At 71.4% G+C, this 16,194-nt stretch carries 13 protein-coding genes; 6 read left to right on the top strand and 7 right to left on the bottom strand.

Going from position 1 to position 16,194, the window contains the following annotated elements; translation table 11 throughout:
• Nucleotides 1–147: 147 nt before the first annotated feature.
• Genes FFT09_RS13170 through FFT09_RS13155 form a run of 4 tightly spaced genes read right to left on the bottom strand, consistent with a single transcriptional unit; the run spans nt 148 to nt 4,568 of the window.
• Complete coding sequence (locus tag FFT09_RS13170; RefSeq protein WP_167305375.1) at nt 148–1,308, bottom strand: restriction endonuclease subunit S; 1,161 nt, start codon at nt 1,306–1,308, stop codon at nt 148–150.
• 28 nt (nt 1,309–1,336) lie between these two features.
• Nucleotides 1,337–3,199: an HsdM family class I SAM-dependent methyltransferase gene (locus tag FFT09_RS13165; RefSeq protein ID WP_138382873.1), complete on the bottom strand. Its 1,863-nt coding sequence runs from the start codon at nt 3,197–3,199 to the stop codon at nt 1,337–1,339.
• Between the two features lie 8 nt (nt 3,200–3,207).
• On the bottom strand, nt 3,208–4,308 hold the full coding sequence (gene ychF, locus FFT09_RS13160; protein WP_138382872.1) for a redox-regulated ATPase YchF: 1,101 nt from the start codon (nt 4,306–4,308) through the stop codon (nt 3,208–3,210).
• Between the two features lie 35 nt (nt 4,309–4,343).
• Nucleotides 4,344–4,568, bottom strand: coding sequence for a hypothetical protein (locus tag FFT09_RS13155; RefSeq protein WP_081191487.1), 225 nt, complete (start codon nt 4,566–4,568; stop codon nt 4,344–4,346).
• Between the two features lie 95 nt (nt 4,569–4,663).
• Between FFT09_RS13155 and FFT09_RS13150 the strand changes: the two genes are divergently transcribed.
• A complete protein-coding gene (locus FFT09_RS13150; RefSeq protein WP_138382871.1) occupies nt 4,664–6,238 on the top strand; it encodes an AlkA N-terminal domain-containing protein in 1,575 nt (524 codons plus the stop codon).
• Nucleotides 6,235–6,759 carry a methylated-DNA--[protein]-cysteine S-methyltransferase gene (locus FFT09_RS13145; RefSeq protein WP_081191489.1) on the top strand — a complete coding sequence of 175 codons (525 nt, stop codon included), beginning with the start codon at nt 6,235–6,237 and terminating at the stop codon, nt 6,757–6,759. Before FFT09_RS13150 ends, FFT09_RS13145 begins: the two co-directional genes overlap by 4 nt.
• On the opposite strand, the gene FFT09_RS13140 is transcribed toward FFT09_RS13145, so the two are convergent.
• Entirely contained in the window at nt 6,724–9,693 is a 2,970-nt protein-coding gene (locus tag FFT09_RS13140; RefSeq protein WP_138382870.1) for an AAA family ATPase, read from the bottom strand. The two genes, FFT09_RS13145 and FFT09_RS13140, sit on opposite strands and share 36 nt — an antisense overlap.
• Nucleotides 9,690–10,853, bottom strand: coding sequence for an exonuclease SbcCD subunit D (locus FFT09_RS13135; RefSeq protein ID WP_138382869.1), 1,164 nt, complete (start codon nt 10,851–10,853; stop codon nt 9,690–9,692). The genes FFT09_RS13140 and FFT09_RS13135 overlap by 4 nt, the downstream gene beginning before the upstream one ends.
• Before the next feature lie 207 nt (nt 10,854–11,060).
• On the opposite strand from FFT09_RS13135, the gene rmuC reads away from it, so the two are divergent.
• Both rmuC and FFT09_RS13125 read left to right on the top strand, forming a co-directional pair.
• Nucleotides 11,061–11,978 carry a DNA recombination protein RmuC gene (gene rmuC, locus FFT09_RS13130; RefSeq protein ID WP_138382868.1) on the top strand — a complete coding sequence of 306 codons (918 nt, stop codon included), beginning with the start codon at nt 11,061–11,063 and terminating at the stop codon, nt 11,976–11,978.
• Nucleotides 11,979–12,113: 135 nt separating this feature from the next.
• Nucleotides 12,114–13,226: a DUF6542 domain-containing protein gene (locus FFT09_RS13125; RefSeq protein WP_138382867.1), complete on the top strand. Its 1,113-nt coding sequence runs from the start codon at nt 12,114–12,116 to the stop codon at nt 13,224–13,226.
• Between the two features lie 36 nt (nt 13,227–13,262).
• Here FFT09_RS13125 and FFT09_RS13120 read toward each other — a convergent pair whose 3' ends face one another.
• Nucleotides 13,263–14,246, bottom strand: a complete 984-nt coding sequence (locus tag FFT09_RS13120; RefSeq protein ID WP_138382866.1) for a 4-hydroxy-3-methylbut-2-enyl diphosphate reductase — start codon at nt 14,244–14,246, stop codon at nt 13,263–13,265.
• 116 nt (nt 14,247–14,362) lie between these two features.
• Between FFT09_RS13120 and FFT09_RS13115 the strand changes: the two genes are divergently transcribed.
• Together FFT09_RS13115 and xseA are read left to right on the top strand one after the other, a co-directional pair.
• Nucleotides 14,363–14,950, top strand: a complete 588-nt coding sequence (locus tag FFT09_RS13115; protein WP_138382865.1) for a lipid droplet-associated protein — start codon at nt 14,363–14,365, stop codon at nt 14,948–14,950.
• Complete coding sequence (gene xseA / locus FFT09_RS13110) at nt 14,943–16,193, top strand: exodeoxyribonuclease VII large subunit (protein ID WP_244231351.1); 1,251 nt, start codon at nt 14,943–14,945, stop codon at nt 16,191–16,193. Before FFT09_RS13115 ends, xseA begins: the two co-directional genes overlap by 8 nt.
• The last annotated feature ends 1 nt before the right edge of the window (nt 16,194 follow it).

The following is a 16,194-nucleotide window of genomic DNA, read 5'->3' as shown; positions in this document are numbered from 1 at the left end:
GACACGTCGAACCGGAACTCCACCACGTATCGGCAAAGAAGTGATGGAGGGTTGTATTTACAAGAGCCCGTGTCGCGATGAGTCGACGAAGAAGCCCCACGATCTCGCGATCATGGGGCTTCTGACACAGCGAAGGAGTTGCGACCGCTACGAGTCGTCACCGGCTTCGGCTGGCGTGACCTCGATCTTGTGGTTCAGCAGCGCGTCCAACAGCGCTGCGCGCACGGTCTGGGCGCGGGCCACCTCGTCCGAGGTCGCCTGCACTTGACGGTCGATGGCGTCCATGGTGTCGGCGATCTCCTTCTGCGTCTCGGGCAGCGGTACCGGGATGGTCAACCGCTTAAGTGCGTCCTTGGAGACACGAACGACCTTGGTATTCGAGATCACGGCTGGCAGCTGCGCGCGGAACTCCGGAGACGCAAAGGCGTAGGACGCGAACCGGGGCTCCAGTCCGTGCTCGAAGATGTAGGCGTCGTCGTGCAACGCCACGTCCTCGTCGCCGAGCCAGGCAACGGCCTTCAGGACCCCGTCGACGTTCTCGCTGGTGCCGGCGATCACGAGATTGTCGGGCTTGGCGAACCGCAGCTTGGGGCGCATCTCCTCCGGCAACCAGGAGTGGACCTCGTCGGTGTGCGCGCCGAAGTCCGTGTGGATCTGCGAGTAGTGGATGCAGCCGATGCCGCTCTCGACGTAGTCGGACTTGATGAATCGCTTGCCCCGGGTGACGGTGCCCAGCTTGCCGATCGGCGTGTCGGTCCACGTCTCGTCCCGTCGCTGCAGCAATTCGTTGAGCAGTGCGGTCCGGGCTGTTTCTGCGGCCTCGGCCTCAGCGAGCAACGCGTCGATAACGACATCGACGGCCGAGATGACCTCGAGGATGCGCTCCTGCACCGGAAGCGGCGGGCACGCGACCTCCAAGCGGAGGAAGTCGGCCACCTTCAGCCGGTTCCGGCTCACGGCTGCTGATCCGGACGACAGGCTCAGCGCCTTGGACGCGAATACGGGCGAGGAGCAGTAGAGGGCGAGGAACTCGGGCGTCGCCTGCGTGGCGTCCACCTCGAACTGAGGGAACTCGTTCGAGACCACAACGCCGTCGAACTCGTCGGTGACGACCGCGAACGACTGCTTCCAGGCGAAGAGCCGGTTGTAGACCAGCAGGCCCGGCTTCAACGCGTAGCACTTCGCCTTGACCGCGGAGCCCTTGCGCTGCTCGCGCACGAACAGGCCGTCGCCGTACCAGCGCACGCCAGCGAACCGCACGATGTCGTCGTCTGCGGGCGTGACCAGGTCCGGGACATGCTGGGTCACGAGCTTAGCGAGCGGAACAGAGGGCCACTCAGTCATCGAAGCCGCCGATCCCCGCGGCCGACAGCACCGCCGCCATCGCCGCCTGGGCCTCCTCTCGGACAGCACGCGCTTCCTGCCAGTCGGCGATCGCCGTGTCCAGGTCGTGCGACTGCGTCTGCGGCCACGGGTTCTGCCGGACGCCGCGCGGCAGGAACCTGCCAGCGTCGTCGAAGATCTGCGTGCGCCAGGAGCGGGCCTCGCAGTCTTCAAGGCCGTCGCGGATGGCGCGCTGGACGTTGGTTGCGATTCCACCCCAGCGGCCGATGTCGCGGCGGCCGTGCGCGAGCTGCACCTCGTGCCCGTCATCTTCCATGTCGACGAAGGTGACCAGCGCGTCGTGGTCGTGGCCGTTGCTGGTCTTGGTGAAGCCGAAGATCGACGTCTTCACGCCGCGCTTCTGCTCGAAGAACAGCTGCTGGGGCATGTCGATGACGAAGTCGAGGCGGGCACGCTTAAGGATCGCGAGGGCTGCCTTCTGGTTCGCGTTCTTCGACAGCGTGTTGTTCGGCATGATAATGACCAGACGACCGCCCTCCTCGAGGTACTCGATCGCCGACATTGTGAAGTTGATCGGGTTGTCGTTCTCGTACGGCGGGTTAATCACGCACTTGGTCGGCTTCTGGCTCTTGATGTAGTCGCGGAACTTCTCGTCCCGCTTGGCCACCGTGAAGGACTTGCCGCGCGTGACGAGCGAGTCGCGATACAGAAGGTTCGAGCGGCCGTCGCCGTGCAGGAACATGTTCGAGCAGGCCAAGGCGAACAGGATCGCGTCGTTCTCGAGCCCGATCAACTGGTGCTCGTGGATGTGGTCAATCACCTTCTCGTCGCCATGGGCCTTGTCGACGAGCTGTTCCATCGCATCCATGAGGAAGCCGCCGGAGCCCATGCAGGTGTCGAGGACGACGTCGTCGCGCCCTAGCCTGGCCAGGTCGACCATGAAGGTCTTGATGTGGTCCGGCGTCAGGATGATGTTCTTGTTGTCCATCTTGCCGGCGCGCGACAGGAAGATCTTGTACGCACGGCCCAAGATGTCCCGCTTCACCGAGCGCTTCGACGGCTGGTGCACCCGCTCGTCGATCTCGCCGATGATCTCCTTGTACTCGTCGAGCGGAATGTCGACGGTCTTCACGAACGCGAAGCGGTCGCGCCAATCGATCTGCTTCGACTCAGAGTTGATCTTCTTTTCCAGCTGGCGGGTGACGGCCTCGACGATTTGGTCGTTGAGATACCTGGCCCCGACCAGCCGGTCGTCCTCGGGCTTGCTAATCGACTTGTAGACGTTGCGGAACGGCTCGTCGTCGAGCGCGATCATCAGCGCCGAGAAGAACAGCGAGCGCTCGGTGTCCCGCACCCGAGAGTCCTTGTGGAAGCGCTCGTTGAGCCGCCGCAGGAAGCGCCGCAACTGGGTGTCGGAGAGCGGGTCGCCGATGGCTGCGGCCGCGTAGTGGTTGCTGAGCGCTTCAAGGCTCACCAGGCTCTGCAGGCCCTCGAGCTCTTCGATCTCGTCGCTGTCGCCTTTGCGCAGCAGATGGGTGACGCGCAGGCTCTCGAGGGTCTGGCCGGAGACGGCGATGCCGACGACGTCGGTGTGGGGCACCGCGTTGTTAATCATGTAGCTGCGCACGTCGGTCAGGGCTGCGGCGTGGTCCGATCGCGGCCCCGGCTCACCGGACTTGGCCTCGACGACGATGAGCCACGACCCCATGTCCTTGAAGAAGTCGGGGAAGCCGTCGTCGGTCGACCCCTTGCGCTTGGACTGGAAGCCGAACTTCTTCGGGATGTCGCGCTTCTCGACGAACGTCGAGGCCCCGTAGAACTCGCGGAACAGATTCTCCGTGGTGCTCTCTGCCATGACAGCGCCTACTTCTTCGAGGCAGAGGTTGTATTGTGTCGGAACTCCACCACGTCGCCGTCGGCCATGACGTAGTCCTTGCCCTCTATGCGGACCTTGCCCGCCGAGCGAGCCGCCGCCATCGACCCAGCCTCGACCAGATCGCCGAAGGAGATCACCTCGGCCTTGATGAACCCGCGTTCGAAGTCGGTGTGGATCACGCCAGCCGCCTGCGGTGCCGTCGCGCCCTGCGGGATCGTCCAGGCGCGGGCCTCCTTGGGGCCCGCCGTGAGGTAGGTCTGCAACCCGAGCGTGTGGAAACCGGCCCGCGCCAGGGCCGACAGGCCCGGCTCCTCCTGGCCGACGGACTCCAGCAGCTCGCGCACCGACTCCTCGTCGTCGAGTTCCAGCAGCTCCGACTCCACCTTGGCGTCGAGGAACACGGCGTCGGCGGGTTCGACGAGCTTCGCGAGTTCCGCGCGCCGCTGCGGGTCGGTCAGCACCGGCTCGTCGGCGTTGAACACGTACAGGAACGGCTTGGCCGTGAGCAGGCTCAGCTCGCGCAGCCCGTCGAGGTCCACCTCGTCGCGCGCCGAGAACAGCGTCCGGCCGGAGTCGAGAATGTCCTTGGCGCGCTGCGTGTTCTCCAGCTCGGGGCGCCGCTCCTTCTTGGTGCGCGCCTCCTTCTCCAGCCGGGGCAGCGCCTTCTCCAGCGTCTGCAGGTCCGCGAGGATCAGCTCAGTGTTGATCGTCTCGATGTCGGACAGGGCGTCGACCTTGCCGTCCACGTGGGTGACGTCCGGGTCGTCGAACACCCGGATGACCTGGCAGATCGCGTTCGCCTCACGAATGTTGGCGAGGAACTTGTTCCCCAGTCCCGCACCCTCGGACGCGCCCTTGACGATGCCCGCGATGTCCACGAACGAGACGGTCGCGGGGACCGTCTTGGCGGAGCTGAACAGCTCCGCGAGCGTGTCGAGCCGGGGGTCCGGCAGCGGCACCACCCCGACGTTGGGCTCGATCGTCGCGAACGGGTAGTTCGCCGAGAGCACGTCGGCGCGGGTCAGGGCGTTGAACAGGGTGGACTTGCCGACGTTGGGCAAGCCGACGATGCCGAGGGTCAGACTCACGGCTACCCAGTCTACGGGCGGGCGCGCGAGCCAGGTCAGCCGCCGTAGCCACCGCCGTCCTCGTCCTCGTCCTCGTTCTCGTCGTCCTCGCCGTCGTCGTTGCCGTTGTCGTTGCCGGGCTGGTTCTCCTCCTGCTGATTGCCGCCGTTGTCGTCCTCGACCGGCTCGTCGCAGGCAGCGGCACCCAGGCCCAAGGCCGCGGCTGCCGCACCGACGGCGACCAGGGCCCGCAACGGGTTGCGGCGGGTTCGCTCGCTCATACTCCGACCGTAGGTCGCGGGCCACCAGCCCGCACGCCAGCCGCCGTGTCCGATTTCCGCCAGTCAGGGCGGAGTCATGGTGGCACGATCGCAGCATGAGCCAGGTGACGACCGTGGAGCCCGCCCCAGACGGCACGGGGCTGTGGCGCGACACCGAGCGTTGCTACCGGGCGGTCAGCTCGCGCGACGCGCGCTTCGACGGCCAGTTCGTCGTCGCCGTGCGGACCACCGGCATCTACTGCAGGCCGTCCTGCCCGGCCCTGACACCGAAACCGCAGAACGTGGAGTTCTACCCGACGGCCGCCGCCGCGCAGTCCCGCCGCTACCGCGCGTGCCGGCGTTGCCTGCCCGACGCCGTCCCCGGCTCACCGGAGTGGGACGTGCGCGCCGACCTCGCCGGGCGTGCCATGCGCCTCATCGCCGACGGCACCGTTGAACGAGACGGCGTGTCGGGGTTGGCCCGCAGGCTCGGTTACTCGGAGCGACAGCTCGGCCGCGTCCTGACAGCGGAGCTGGGGGCGGGGCCGCTGGCGCTCGCCCGCGCCCACCGGGCCCACGCGGCGCGGGTGCTGATCGAGATGTCCGGACTTCCCATCACCGACATCGCGTTCGCCGCGGGGTTCACCAGCGTGCGGCAGTTCAACGACACCATCCGCGAGGTCTTCGCCACCACCCCGTCACGGCTGCGCGCCGCCGCCGCCCGGCGAGGCCACCACCGCACCACCGGTGGGGAACCGGTCCCGCACGGGGTGCGGTTGTCGCTGCGGCTCCCGTTCCGAGCACCGTTCCATGCCGCCGGTCTGGTCGACTTCCTCGCCGCGCGCGCCGTGCCCGGAGTGGAGGCGATCGGGACGTCCGGGGACGCGCCCCACTACAGCCGGACCCTGCGGCTCCCGCACGGTGCCGCCCTCGTCCACCTCACGCCCCGGCCCGCGCACGTCGAGTGCGCACTGCATCTCACCGACGTCCGAGACCTCGCCGGGGCGGTGTCGCGGGTGCGGCGACAGTGGGATCTCGACGCCGACCCGCAGGCGGTGCGGCACTGCCTGACGACCGACCCCGCGCTCGCCGCCGCCGTCGACGCCGCACCGGGGCTTCGCGTGCCCGGCGCGGTGGACGGCGCCGAACTGCTGCTGCGCACCCTGCTCGGGCAACAGGTCTCGGTGGCGGCGGCACGCACGGCCGCGAGCAGGCTCACCGCGGAACTGGGCGAGCCGCTGGCGCCCGCACTGCCCGACAGCGCGCTGTCGCGGCACTTCCCCAGTCCCGCGGCGGTCGCGGAACACGCCGGGGACGTGCTGACCGGCCCGCGCCGCCGCATCGACAGTGTGCGGGCGGTCGCCACCGCGCTGGCCGAGGGAGATCTCGACCTGCACGTCGGTCGCGACGCCGGCGAGCTGCGCCGCGACCTGCTCGCCCAGCCCGGTGTGGGCCCGTGGACGGCCGACTACGTGCTCATGCGGTTGCTGCGCCGCACCGACCTGCTGCTCGACACCGACGTCGCGCTGCTGCGCGGCGCCCGCGCGCTCGGCATCGCGACCACCCGCGACGAGCTCTCCACCCACGCCCGGCGCTGGCGGCCCTGGCGCTCGTACGCGGGGATGTATCTCTGGCGGGCGGCCACGCCCCCACGCCCGGCACCATCGACGGCACGGAAGGACACGACATGACCGCCTCCTGGTCCACACTCGACACACCGATCGGGCCGTTCACCGCACTCGTCGACGACGACGGCGCCGTGCTGGCCTCCGGCTGGACGGCCGAGCTCGCCGCGCTCACCGCCGTGGTCTCCCCCGGGTTGCGGCCCGGCGCACCGCGCCGGTTCACCGACCTCGGCCCGGTCACGGCCGCCGTGCGGAAGTACCACGACGGCGACCTGGCCGCGATCGAGGAGATCCCGGTGCGGCAACGGTCCGGGGCGTTCCTCCAGCACGCCTGGGAGGTGTTGCGCACCGTGCCCGCGAACAGCCCGGTGACCTACACCGAGTTCGCCGCGCTCGCCGGACGGCCCGCCGCCGTGCGGGCCGCCGCGTCGGCGTGCGCGCGCAATGCCGCCGCCCTGTTCGTCCCCTGCCACCGGGTGCTGCGCACCGACGGCACGCTCGGCGGCTTCCGGTGGGGACTCGACGTCAAGCGCGCGCTGCTGGCCCACGAGTCACCCACCGACGAGCAGGGTCGATCCCGTGCGTGACTTGCGCACGCGCAGCCGGGTAGGGATGCGCTGCCGCAACTCCTCGACGTGGGAGACCAGGCCGACCACCCGGCCGCCCGCCCGCAGCTCGTCCAGCACACCCATCACCACGTCGAGCGTCTCGCCGTCGAGCGTGCCGAAACCCTCGTCCACGAACAGCGTGTCGAGCAACGCCCCGCCGGTCTCGGCCGCCACGACGTCGGCGAGCCCCAGCGCCAGTGCGAGCGAGGCGAGGAACGACTCGCCTCCCGAGAGGGTCTTCGCGGGACGCACCATGCCCGAATAGTCGTCGAGCACGTCGAGCCCCAGCCCACCCCGCGTGCCGCGGCTTCCGGCCGCGTCGGAGTGGACGAACGAGTAGCGGCCCTGGCTCATCGACCGCAGCCGGGCAGTGGCCGCGAGCGCGACCTCCTCCAACCGCGCGGCGAGCACGTAGGAGCGCAGGGACATCCGGCGCGCGTTCTGCCCCCTGCCGTTGACGACGTCGGTGAGCGCGTCCAGTTCGGCGTACTCCCGCTCGACGGGCACCAGCGCGTCGAGCGCGGCCTCGAGGCTTTGCCCCAGCTCCGTGACCTCACGGGCGGTGCGCTCGGCCGCGTGCAGGGCGGCCACCGCCGCATCCGTGGCCTCCCGTGCGCGGTGAGCCTCCTGCTCCGCCGCGCTGACGTCCACCTCGTCGTCCGGACAGACGCCGCTCAGCTCGGGTTCGGCCAGCACGCCCCGCGCGGCCGCTGCCTCCGTGTCCGCCTCACTGATCAGGTGTTTCAGCTCATCGACTCGCTCGGCCGAGCGCACGGCGCCCAGCGCATCGTCGGTGGTGGAGAAACCGGCGCGCCGGGCCGCGTCGGCGAGCGAGTGGTGCCGCTCGTCGCGCTCCCGCCGTGCGGTGCTCACCGCCGTGCGCGCCTCGGCGAGCCGGTCGAGCGCCCGCCCGAGGGTGAGCAGGTGGTCGCGACGTGCCGCGACGTCGGGGAACTCCCCCCGTGCCTCGTCGAGTTGCCGCGCCCGATCGTCCACGCGCTCGGCGAGCAGGGCGCGCTCGGTCTGACTCTCGCCGAGCGATCGCTCGAGGGAGTCCCGGTCGGCCCGGAGGCTCTTCTCTTCCTCGGTGGCCGCCCGCACCGAGGCCGCGAGCGCCGCCGACCTGCCCGCGTGTTCAGCGAGCGTGGCCCGCTCGTCGCGCACGCCCGACAGTTCCCCGGCGAGCTCGGCCGCGCTGCGATCGCCGACCCGCCGCGCTGCCGCGTCGCGCTTCTGCCGCGCCTCGAAGCAGGCTGCGCGAGCGCGCTCGCACACCCGTTCCGCCTCCGTCTCCCGCTCGGCGGCGGCCCGCTCCGCCTCCTCGCCGACGGCGTCAGCGGTGGCGATCGCGGGAGCCGGGTGCGACGCGGACCCGCACACCGGGCACGGATCGCCCTCATCGAGCCGGGCCGCGAGCTCCGCCGCCATCCCCGCCAGTCTGCGCCCTCGGAGGTCGAGCAGCGTCTCCTTCGCGGCGAGCCGGTCGGCCTCGGCGGCGTTCTCGGCGGCGACCGCGGCGTCCACGCTCCGGCCGAGTTCCGGCAACGCCTCCGCGTCGGCGAGCAGCTCGACCAGCTCGGCCTCCCTGGCCGCAATTCCGTCGAGCTTCGCTTCCGCCTCGACCGCCCGTTCCCGCTCACGGGTCAGCTCCGCGACCCGTTCGGGCAGCCCGTCGAGCTTGGAGCGGAGCACGGCGACCCGCTCGCGGTCGTAGGTCGCGGACTCGTCGAGCGCCGCGATCCGGGTGAGATCGGCGTCCTGACGCCGCGCCTGCTCGACGAGCCCGGCGAGCCCGCCCGCCTCCTCGCGAAGCGCACCCGCCCGGTCCCGCAGCCCGGAGACCTCAACGTCGAGGACGTCGAGTTCGCGCAGGCCCAGCGTGGCGCACACCCCTTCGGCCTCGGACTCCTCGGCCACGGCCTGCGCGAGACCACCCTCGCTCGCCCTGGCCCCGGCCGCGAGTTCGGACACCGCCACCGCCCGGCGGGCGGCCTCCAGTTCGTCGGCCCACCGGCTCCGTTCGGCCGCTGTCCGCTCCAGCTCCGCGAGCCGCGCCCGCGCCGACCGCACCCGCCGCACCCGCTCGGCCGCCACCTCGCGCTCGCGGACCACGGCCTGCGCGTCCTCCCACGCGGCTCGCGCGCTCCGCTCGTCGTCCCGCGCCGCGGCGATGCCGGCGTCCGCGCTCTGCCGCAGCCGTGACACCCACTCGCGGTCAGGCTCCTCGGGCGGCTCCACCGCGGCGGCCTGGGCGAGCCGGGTCTGCCAGTCGCGGGCGTCGGCCCGCTGCCGGTCGAGCTCCGTCTTCCTGGCGAGGCGCTCCTCGCGGAACCACTGCTCCGCCACGGCGAACCGTTCGGTGCCGAACAGCCGTTCCAGCAGCTTCTCCCGCTCGGTGGTGTCGGCCCGCAGGAAACGGGCGAACTCGCCCTGGGGCAGCAGGACAACCTGGAAGAACTGCTGCGCGTTCATGCCCAGCAGCCGTTCCACGACCCTGCCCACCTCGTCGATGCGCGTCACCGCCTCCGCGGTGCCCCCCTCGGGGGGCGGGGTGAGCCAGGTCAGCGACGCCTTGGCCTGCTGGGTGGTGACGCCCTCGCCACGACGTTTGGGCCGCTCGTACTCCGGGCTGCGCACGACGCGCAACCGGTGGGACTGGATGGTCAGCTCCAGCACCACCTCCGTGTGGACGTCGGCCTCAGCGAGGTCGCACCGCAGCCGCTTCACCTGCCCCCTGGCACCGGGCACGGAACCGAACAGCGCGAACGCCACCGCGTCGAGCAACGTGGTCTTGCCCGCTCCCGTGTCACCGTGCAGCAGGAACAGCCCGTCGGCGCCGAGGACGTCGAAGTCGACGACCTCGCGTCCCGCGTAGGGGCCGAACGCGCACACCTCCAGCCGGTGCAGTCTCATCGCGTGGTGTCCTTCCGGTCCGAGTTCGCCCTTCCCGCGGTCTCCAGCGCCGCGACCAGCAGCTCGCGCTCACGCCGCCCTGGCTCGTCGCCCCGGCAGTCGGCGAGGAAGGTCTCGGCGATCTCCAGATCGGTCCGCCCTCGCACCGCGTCCGCGTACCGCAGCGGCCGGTCGCCACCCCCGTCGGGCTGCCAGTCGAGATGCACCGCGTGGGGGAACCTGGAACGGACCCGCCGCATCGCGTCGAGCGGGCGCACCGGGTCGGTGAGCGTCACCGAGAGATAGCACTCGCGCAGGGACTCGTGCGCCGGGTCCTCCAGCAACGACTCCAGCCTGTCCCGCACGGTCGCCAGTGCGCGCGGCACGGGAAGCTCGGCGCGCTCGGCGCCGGCGAACCCGTTCGCGTCGAGGTCCACGAGCCACACCGCCTTGCGGGCGGTTTCGGAGAACGAGTACGCCACCGGGCTTCCCGAGTAACGCAGGTGCTCCGCCAGTGTCTGCGGGCCGTGCAGGTGTCCGAGCGCGACGTAGTCCACGCCGTCGAACACGGATCCGGGGACCTGCTCCATCCCGCCGACCGCGATGGTGCGTTCGGACTCGCTTCCGGCTCCCCCCGTCACGAACGCGTGCGCCAGCACCACGGAACGGGTGCCCGCGGCACGTCCGGCGAGGTCCTGCCTGATCCGCCGCATCGCCTCGGTCAGCACTCCCGTGTGCCCGCGTGCTTCGGGGACGCCGAGCGCCAGCCGCGCCGGATCGGGTTCGAGGTAGGGGATGCCGTACAGCGCCACGGGCCCGTGCTCGTCGTCGAGCAGCACCGGCCGATCGAGCGCGTCGACCGTCGTCCGCAGGTGCAGACCACCCGCCTCGGCGAACTCCGCGAACGCGCCGAGCCGCGCCGCCGAATCGTGGTTGCCCGAGGTGATCACGAGTTGCGCCCCGGCCTCCCTGAGCCTGCGCAGCGCCGCCGTCGCCACCCGGACCGCCTCCGCGGACGGCACCGCGCGGTCGTAGACGTCGCCGGACACGAGAACGACGTCGACGGCCAGCCGTTCCACCAGTTCGGCCAGGTGCGCGAGGACCGCGTCCTGGTCGGCGAGCAGGTCGGCGCCGTGGAACGTGCGTCCCACGTGCCAGTCGGAGGTATGGAGCAGTCGCACGCCGCCAAGCTAGGACCCGGGGCCGACGAAACCACGCACAAATCCCCGGCGTGTCACTCGAACGTGTGTTCGAGTCGTCTGACCGGCCATGCTGGGCCCCGACTGCGCCATGATGAGGCGAGAACGACACAAGGCAACCACCACACCCGGGTGCGGCGTCCTGAGGGAATGCCGGGTTCCCGAGCGGAGCAAGGACGGGGGAGACACGTGGGTTCGACGATCGTCGCCACCGCGGCCGTCGTGGTCGCGGTGCTGCTGGCGCTCGCGGCGGTGCTGCTGTGGCGGCTCTACCAGGACGGAGTGCGCCGGGCGGACCGCGCGGCGAGGCAGGTGGAGGCCGAGCGCACCAAAGTGGACGCCCAGCAGGCCGCGTTGCGTCGCTACGAGGTCGCGTTCGCCTCCATCAGCGGGCGCGGCGAACTCGGCGAGCAGGTACTGGTGGAGACCGCGAGGGCACTCGGACTCCGCGAGGGTCTGCACTTCACGGTCCAGACCGATGTGGCGGGTGGCGGGGCGGCCAAACCGGACCTCGTCCTCACCGTCGGTGGGGGCCGGAGTGTGCCGGTGGACGCCAAGGCGAGCCTCGCCTGCTGGGCCGAGGCCGTGGAGACCGACGATGCCGAGGAACGACTCGACGCGCTGCGGGTCCACGTGCGCAACCTGCGCTCACGCGCGGCGGAGCTGTCGGGCAAGAACTACCAGCGCTGGGCCGACGCCATCTACGGCACGGTGATGTTCGTACCGTCCGACGCCGCCGTGGTGGCGGCGCTCGACACCGATCCGGAGCTGCTGCGCTGGCTGCTGGACCGCCGGATCTTTCTGTGCGGGCCGACCGGGTTCGCCGTCGTCGCGTCCGCCGCCCTGTTCGCCGCGACGGAACGCACACTGGTCGACGACGTCGAGCGGGTGAGGTCGCAGGCCGCCGCCGCGCACCGGGCGGCGGGCAACGCGGTGGAGGCGGTCAATCTGTCGAGCACCCACCTCCAGCGCTTTCTGTCCGCCCGCCGCCGGGAACTCGAAGCCCTCGACAGTTTCCGCGCCCAGGTCGCCCCTCTGACCGACGCGGCGGCCAGTCCGTCCCCGGTACCCGAGGTCCGCAGAACCGACGAGATGTCGGCGACCTGACCCGCCGATGCCCGGAACAGCGATAAGGTCACAGATCATGGTCTTCGTGCCGTCCGTCACACCACCACCCGACCGGATCGCGGTCGCCCGGACACGTCACCTGCGGCGGGGCCGCACGGGATACGGTGTTGCCTCGTGACCGCAATTCGTGACCGCAGGCGTGACGCGGTGAGCGACGACGCCAAGGACACCGAGAAGGACGCCGCGAAGAAGGCCGCGGTGCCCGCGTGGTCCGAGCGCTCCGTGCTGAACTCACGTCGCGGCATCCCCTGGTGGGCCGCCGCGATCCTCGGGTTCGGCCTCACGCTCATCGGCGCGTTCGTCGACCAGGCCGTCACCGACAGCTTCTTCGTGATCTTCCACGGCTGCTACGTCGTGGGTTCGGTGGGCGCCGTCCTCGCGGTGCGGCGCAGGAGCCTGTTCGGCCCGATGGTGCAGCCACCGCTGGCGATGGCACTGGCGGTTCCGCTCGTCGTGCTCACGGCCTCGGGCCTGCCCGAAGGCAGCGACATGCTGTCGAAGGCGCTGGCCATCGGCACCCCGCTGATCAACAGCTTCCCGTTCATGGCGGGCACCACAGCGGCCACGGTGGCGCTGGGGGCACTGCGGATGATGAAACAACGCGATCCGGACGCGGCGCGCACTCGCCGGAGCAAGGGCGAGCCCGACGATTCCGGCGCCGCCGACGACGCCGACGACGCTGGTGGCGCCGGTGGCGCCGACGACGCCAGGCCCGCCACAGGCTCCCGGCAGGAGGACAGGCCCAGGGACGACCGGGACCGCAAGCCGCGCCGTCCCGGGTCCGCGGCGCGGGAGGACTCGGCGCGCAAGGAAGCACCACGGAAGCGGCGGCCCAGCACACCCGACACCCCGCCCGAGGCCAGGACCAAGGGCGCCGACGCACCGCCTCCGCGGCAGCCACGGCCGCCGCGTCCACCGCAGCGCGAGCGTCCGGAGCCGGGCGAGAAAGGGCGCGTCGCCCGGGACGGCGAGCCGCCACCGAAGAAACGCCCCGCTCCCCCACCCGCACAGGGCGATCCTCGCCGCCGTGGCGACGGCCGCGCACAGCCGCCTGGTGGGAGGGGACGCCGGGTTCCGCCACCGCCGAGGCCCGACGAACCGCCCCGGGGCAGGCAGCCCGGAGGACCGAGGCGCGGCGGCCCCGGCGCCGAACCGCCCCGTGGTGGCCGCCCTGGGGGCGGCAACCGGCCCCGGCCCGAGCGGCCGTGGGACGACGACCGGCGGTGACGAAACCGGCGGTGACCGACTGTCAGCGCGCGGGCGTCAGCGCACGCCGCTGCGGGTTTTCTCGCCGTCGCGCAACTCGCGCGGCAGCGCGAAGGTGATCTTCTCGTTGGCGGTCGTGACCTCCTGAACGTCCTCCCAGCCGCGTTCGGCGAGGTAGTCCAGCAGTTCGAGCACCAGCACGTCCGGTACGGAGGCTCCGCTGGTCACGCCGACGGTGTCGGCTCCACGCAGCCAGGACTCGTCCACCTCGCGCGCGTAGTCGACGAGATGCGCCTCGCGGGCCCCGGCCTGCAAAGCCACCTCGACGAGCCGCTTCGAGTTCGACGAGTTCCGCGATCCCACGACCAGCACGAGATCGCACTCTGCCGCCATCGCCTTGACCGCGACCTGCCGGTTCGACGTCGCGTAGCAGATGTCGTCACTGGGCGGGTCCGCCAAACCGGGGAACCGCTCCTTGAGCTGATCGACCCGCTCCATCGTCTCGTCGACACTGAGAGTGGTCTGTGACAGCCAGACGACCTTCGACGGGTCGCGGACCTCGACCGTGTCCACGTCGTCGGCGGTGTCCACCAGTTGCACCCGGTCGGGTGCCTCCCCGGAGGTGCCCTCGACCTCCTCGTGTCCCTCGTGTCCGATGAGCAGGATGTCGTAGTCGTCGCGCGCGAAGCGGTTGACTTCCTTATGCACCTTGGTCACCAGCGGACAGGTCGCGTCGATGGTCCGCAGGTTGCGTTCCTCGGCCTCGGCATGCACGGCGGGTGACACCCCGTGGGCGGAGAACACGACGAGCGCACCCTCCGGTACCTCGGTGGTCTCCTCGACGAAGATGACGCCGCGTTCCCGGAGCGTGTCGACGACGTGCTTGTTGTGCACGATCTCCTTGCGGACGTAGACCGGAGGACCGTACTTCTCCAGTGCCTTCTCCACCGTGACGACGGCCCGGTCCACACCCGCGCAGTAACCGCGGGGCTTGGCCAGCAGGACGCGCTTGCCGTTCGGGGCGGGGCTCGCTGCACTCATGGCACCAGGGTACGGGAGGGCGTCGTGCCCACGCTCAGGCCGATCTTGTGGGACGCCCGACACGCTCGCGGAGGACCGGGTTGGGCGCGCGGCCGATGTGCGGCAGGCTTGACGGTATGAGACATGTCCCGTTCCCGCTGCGGGTCGCCGCCGGCCTGGCCGTCTCCACGGCCGAGCGGGCGCGTGAGCTGCCCAGGCAGGTCGTCGAGCTACCGGTCACGGTGGCCAGCCAGGTGCTCCAGGCGTCCATGCGCGTCCAGCAGCACGTCACCGAGTTGGCGATCAAGGGCGACGACGCGCTGTCGACGCTGCGGCGAGCCGACGAGAGCCCGGAGTGGGCGACCTTCGACGAGGACCTCGGCGACGACGCCGACGCTCCGGCGGCTTCCGGGAACGCGGAGGTCGACAGGGAGGCCGCCGACCCGTGGGCCGAGGAGGAGCGGGCGCTGGCCGCCGAGCACACCGAGGGTGAGTTCGACGTGCTCGACGCTCCCGGCGGGCTGGCCCGGTACGACGAGCTGACCCTGCCGCAGGTCCGGGCCCGCCTGCGGTCGCTGTCGCAGCCTCAGCTGGAGGAGTTGCTGGCTTACGAACAGGCGCATGCCAACCGCCCTTCGTTCGTCGGCATGCTCACCCGCCGGATCGCGAACGTGCGGCAGGCCGGTGAGCCGGACGACACCCGGGGCGCGGCGGCCGGTGAGTAGCGCGGAGGCTCGCGGCGGCGCGGCGCCGCCCACGGCCGAGGCTCCGTGGCCGGTGCGCACGGTGTCCCGCAAGATCGCGGACTGGATTCACCGGCTGGGCGCGGTCTGGGTGGAGGGCCAGGTCACCCAGATCTCGGCGCGGCCGGGAAACCAGACGGCGTTCATCACGCTGCGCGACCCGGCTGCGGACGTGTCGATGACGGTGACGTGCCCGTCGCGGCTGCTGCGGGCGTGTGAGCCGCCGCTGCGGGACGGCGCCAGTGTCGTGGTCCACGCACGCCCGACGTTCTACCTCGGCAGGGGAACGCTGAGCCTGCGTGCCGACGAGATCCGGCCCGTCGGCATCGGCGAGTTGCTCGCCCGGATCGAGCGGTTGCGCAAGCTGCTGGCGGCGGAGGGACTGTTCGCGCCGGAACGCAAGCGCCCGCTGCCGTTCCTGCCGAGGGGCGTCGGGCTGATCACCGGGCGGGCCTCGGCCGCCGAGCACGACGTCCTGGTCAACGCCCAGGCCCGCTGGCCCGCGGTCGCGTTCCGGGTGCTGAACACGGCGGTGCAGGGCGCGAACGCGGTGCCGCAAATCCTGCGCGCGCTCTCCACGCTGGACGCCGACCCGGACGTCGACGTGATCGTCATGGCGCGCGGCGGCGGCAGCGTGGAGGATCTGCTGCCGTTCTCGGACGAGACGCTGTGCCGCGCGGTGGCGGCGGCGGGCACGCCGATCGTCAGCGCCATCGGGCACGAACCGGACTCGCCGTTGCTCGACCTCGTCGCGGATCGGCGCTGCTCGACGCCGACCGACGCGGGCAAGACGGTGGTTCCCGACGTCGCCGAGGAAACCGCACGGGTCCACCAGCTCCGCGACCGGGCGCGCCGGGCGCTGCACGGCTGGGTCGACACGCAGTGCAGGCTGCTGGAGCAGGTGCGCAGCAGGCCCTCGCTGGCCGACCCGCTGGGGCCGGTGGAGCGCCGCGCGGCCGAGATCGAGACCAACCGGGAACGGGGGCGGCGGGCCGTGCTCACCACGCTCGGCCACGAGCAGGCCGCGCTGACCTCGGCGCGGGCTCGCCTGGCCACGCTCGGACCGTCCGCCACGCTCGAACGCGGGTACGCGGTCGTGCAGTACACCGACGCGGAGGGCCACTCGCGGGTGCTGCGGTCGGTCTCCGAAGTGGCGGAGGGAACGCAGCTTCGGGTCCGCGTCACCGACGGGGCCGTCCGGGCGATCGTGGCCCCGCCCGGGTGAT

It is taken from the genome of Saccharomonospora piscinae (assembly GCF_005862235.1).
GTDB lineage: Bacteria > Actinomycetota > Actinomycetes > Mycobacteriales > Pseudonocardiaceae > Saccharomonospora > Saccharomonospora piscinae.
The sequence above is the reverse complement of the archived record's forward strand: the minus strand, read 5'-3'. Positions and strand labels throughout refer to the sequence as shown.

Bases quoted from the DNA above. Each gene is read 5' to 3' on its own strand.
- FFT09_RS13145 (WP_081191489.1), top strand. From the start codon at position 6,235: ATGACCGCCTCCTGGTCCACACTCGACACACCGATCGGGCCGTTCACC.
- FFT09_RS13155 (WP_081191487.1), bottom strand. From the start codon at position 4,568: ATGAGCGAGCGAACCCGCCGCAACCCGTTGCGGGCCCTGGTCGCCGTC.
- FFT09_RS13165 (WP_138382873.1), bottom strand. From the start codon at position 3,199: ATGGCAGAGAGCACCACGGAGAATCTGTTCCGCGAGTTCTACGGGGCC.
- FFT09_RS13115 (WP_138382865.1), top strand. From the start codon at position 14,363: ATGAGACATGTCCCGTTCCCGCTGCGGGTCGCCGCCGGCCTGGCCGTC.
- FFT09_RS13140 (WP_138382870.1), bottom strand. From the start codon at position 9,693: ATGAGACTGCACCGGCTGGAGGTGTGCGCGTTCGGCCCCTACGCGGGA.
- FFT09_RS13150 (WP_138382871.1), top strand. From the start codon at position 4,664: ATGAGCCAGGTGACGACCGTGGAGCCCGCCCCAGACGGCACGGGGCTG.
- FFT09_RS13120 (WP_138382866.1), bottom strand. From the start codon at position 14,246: ATGAGTGCAGCGAGCCCCGCCCCGAACGGCAAGCGCGTCCTGCTGGCC.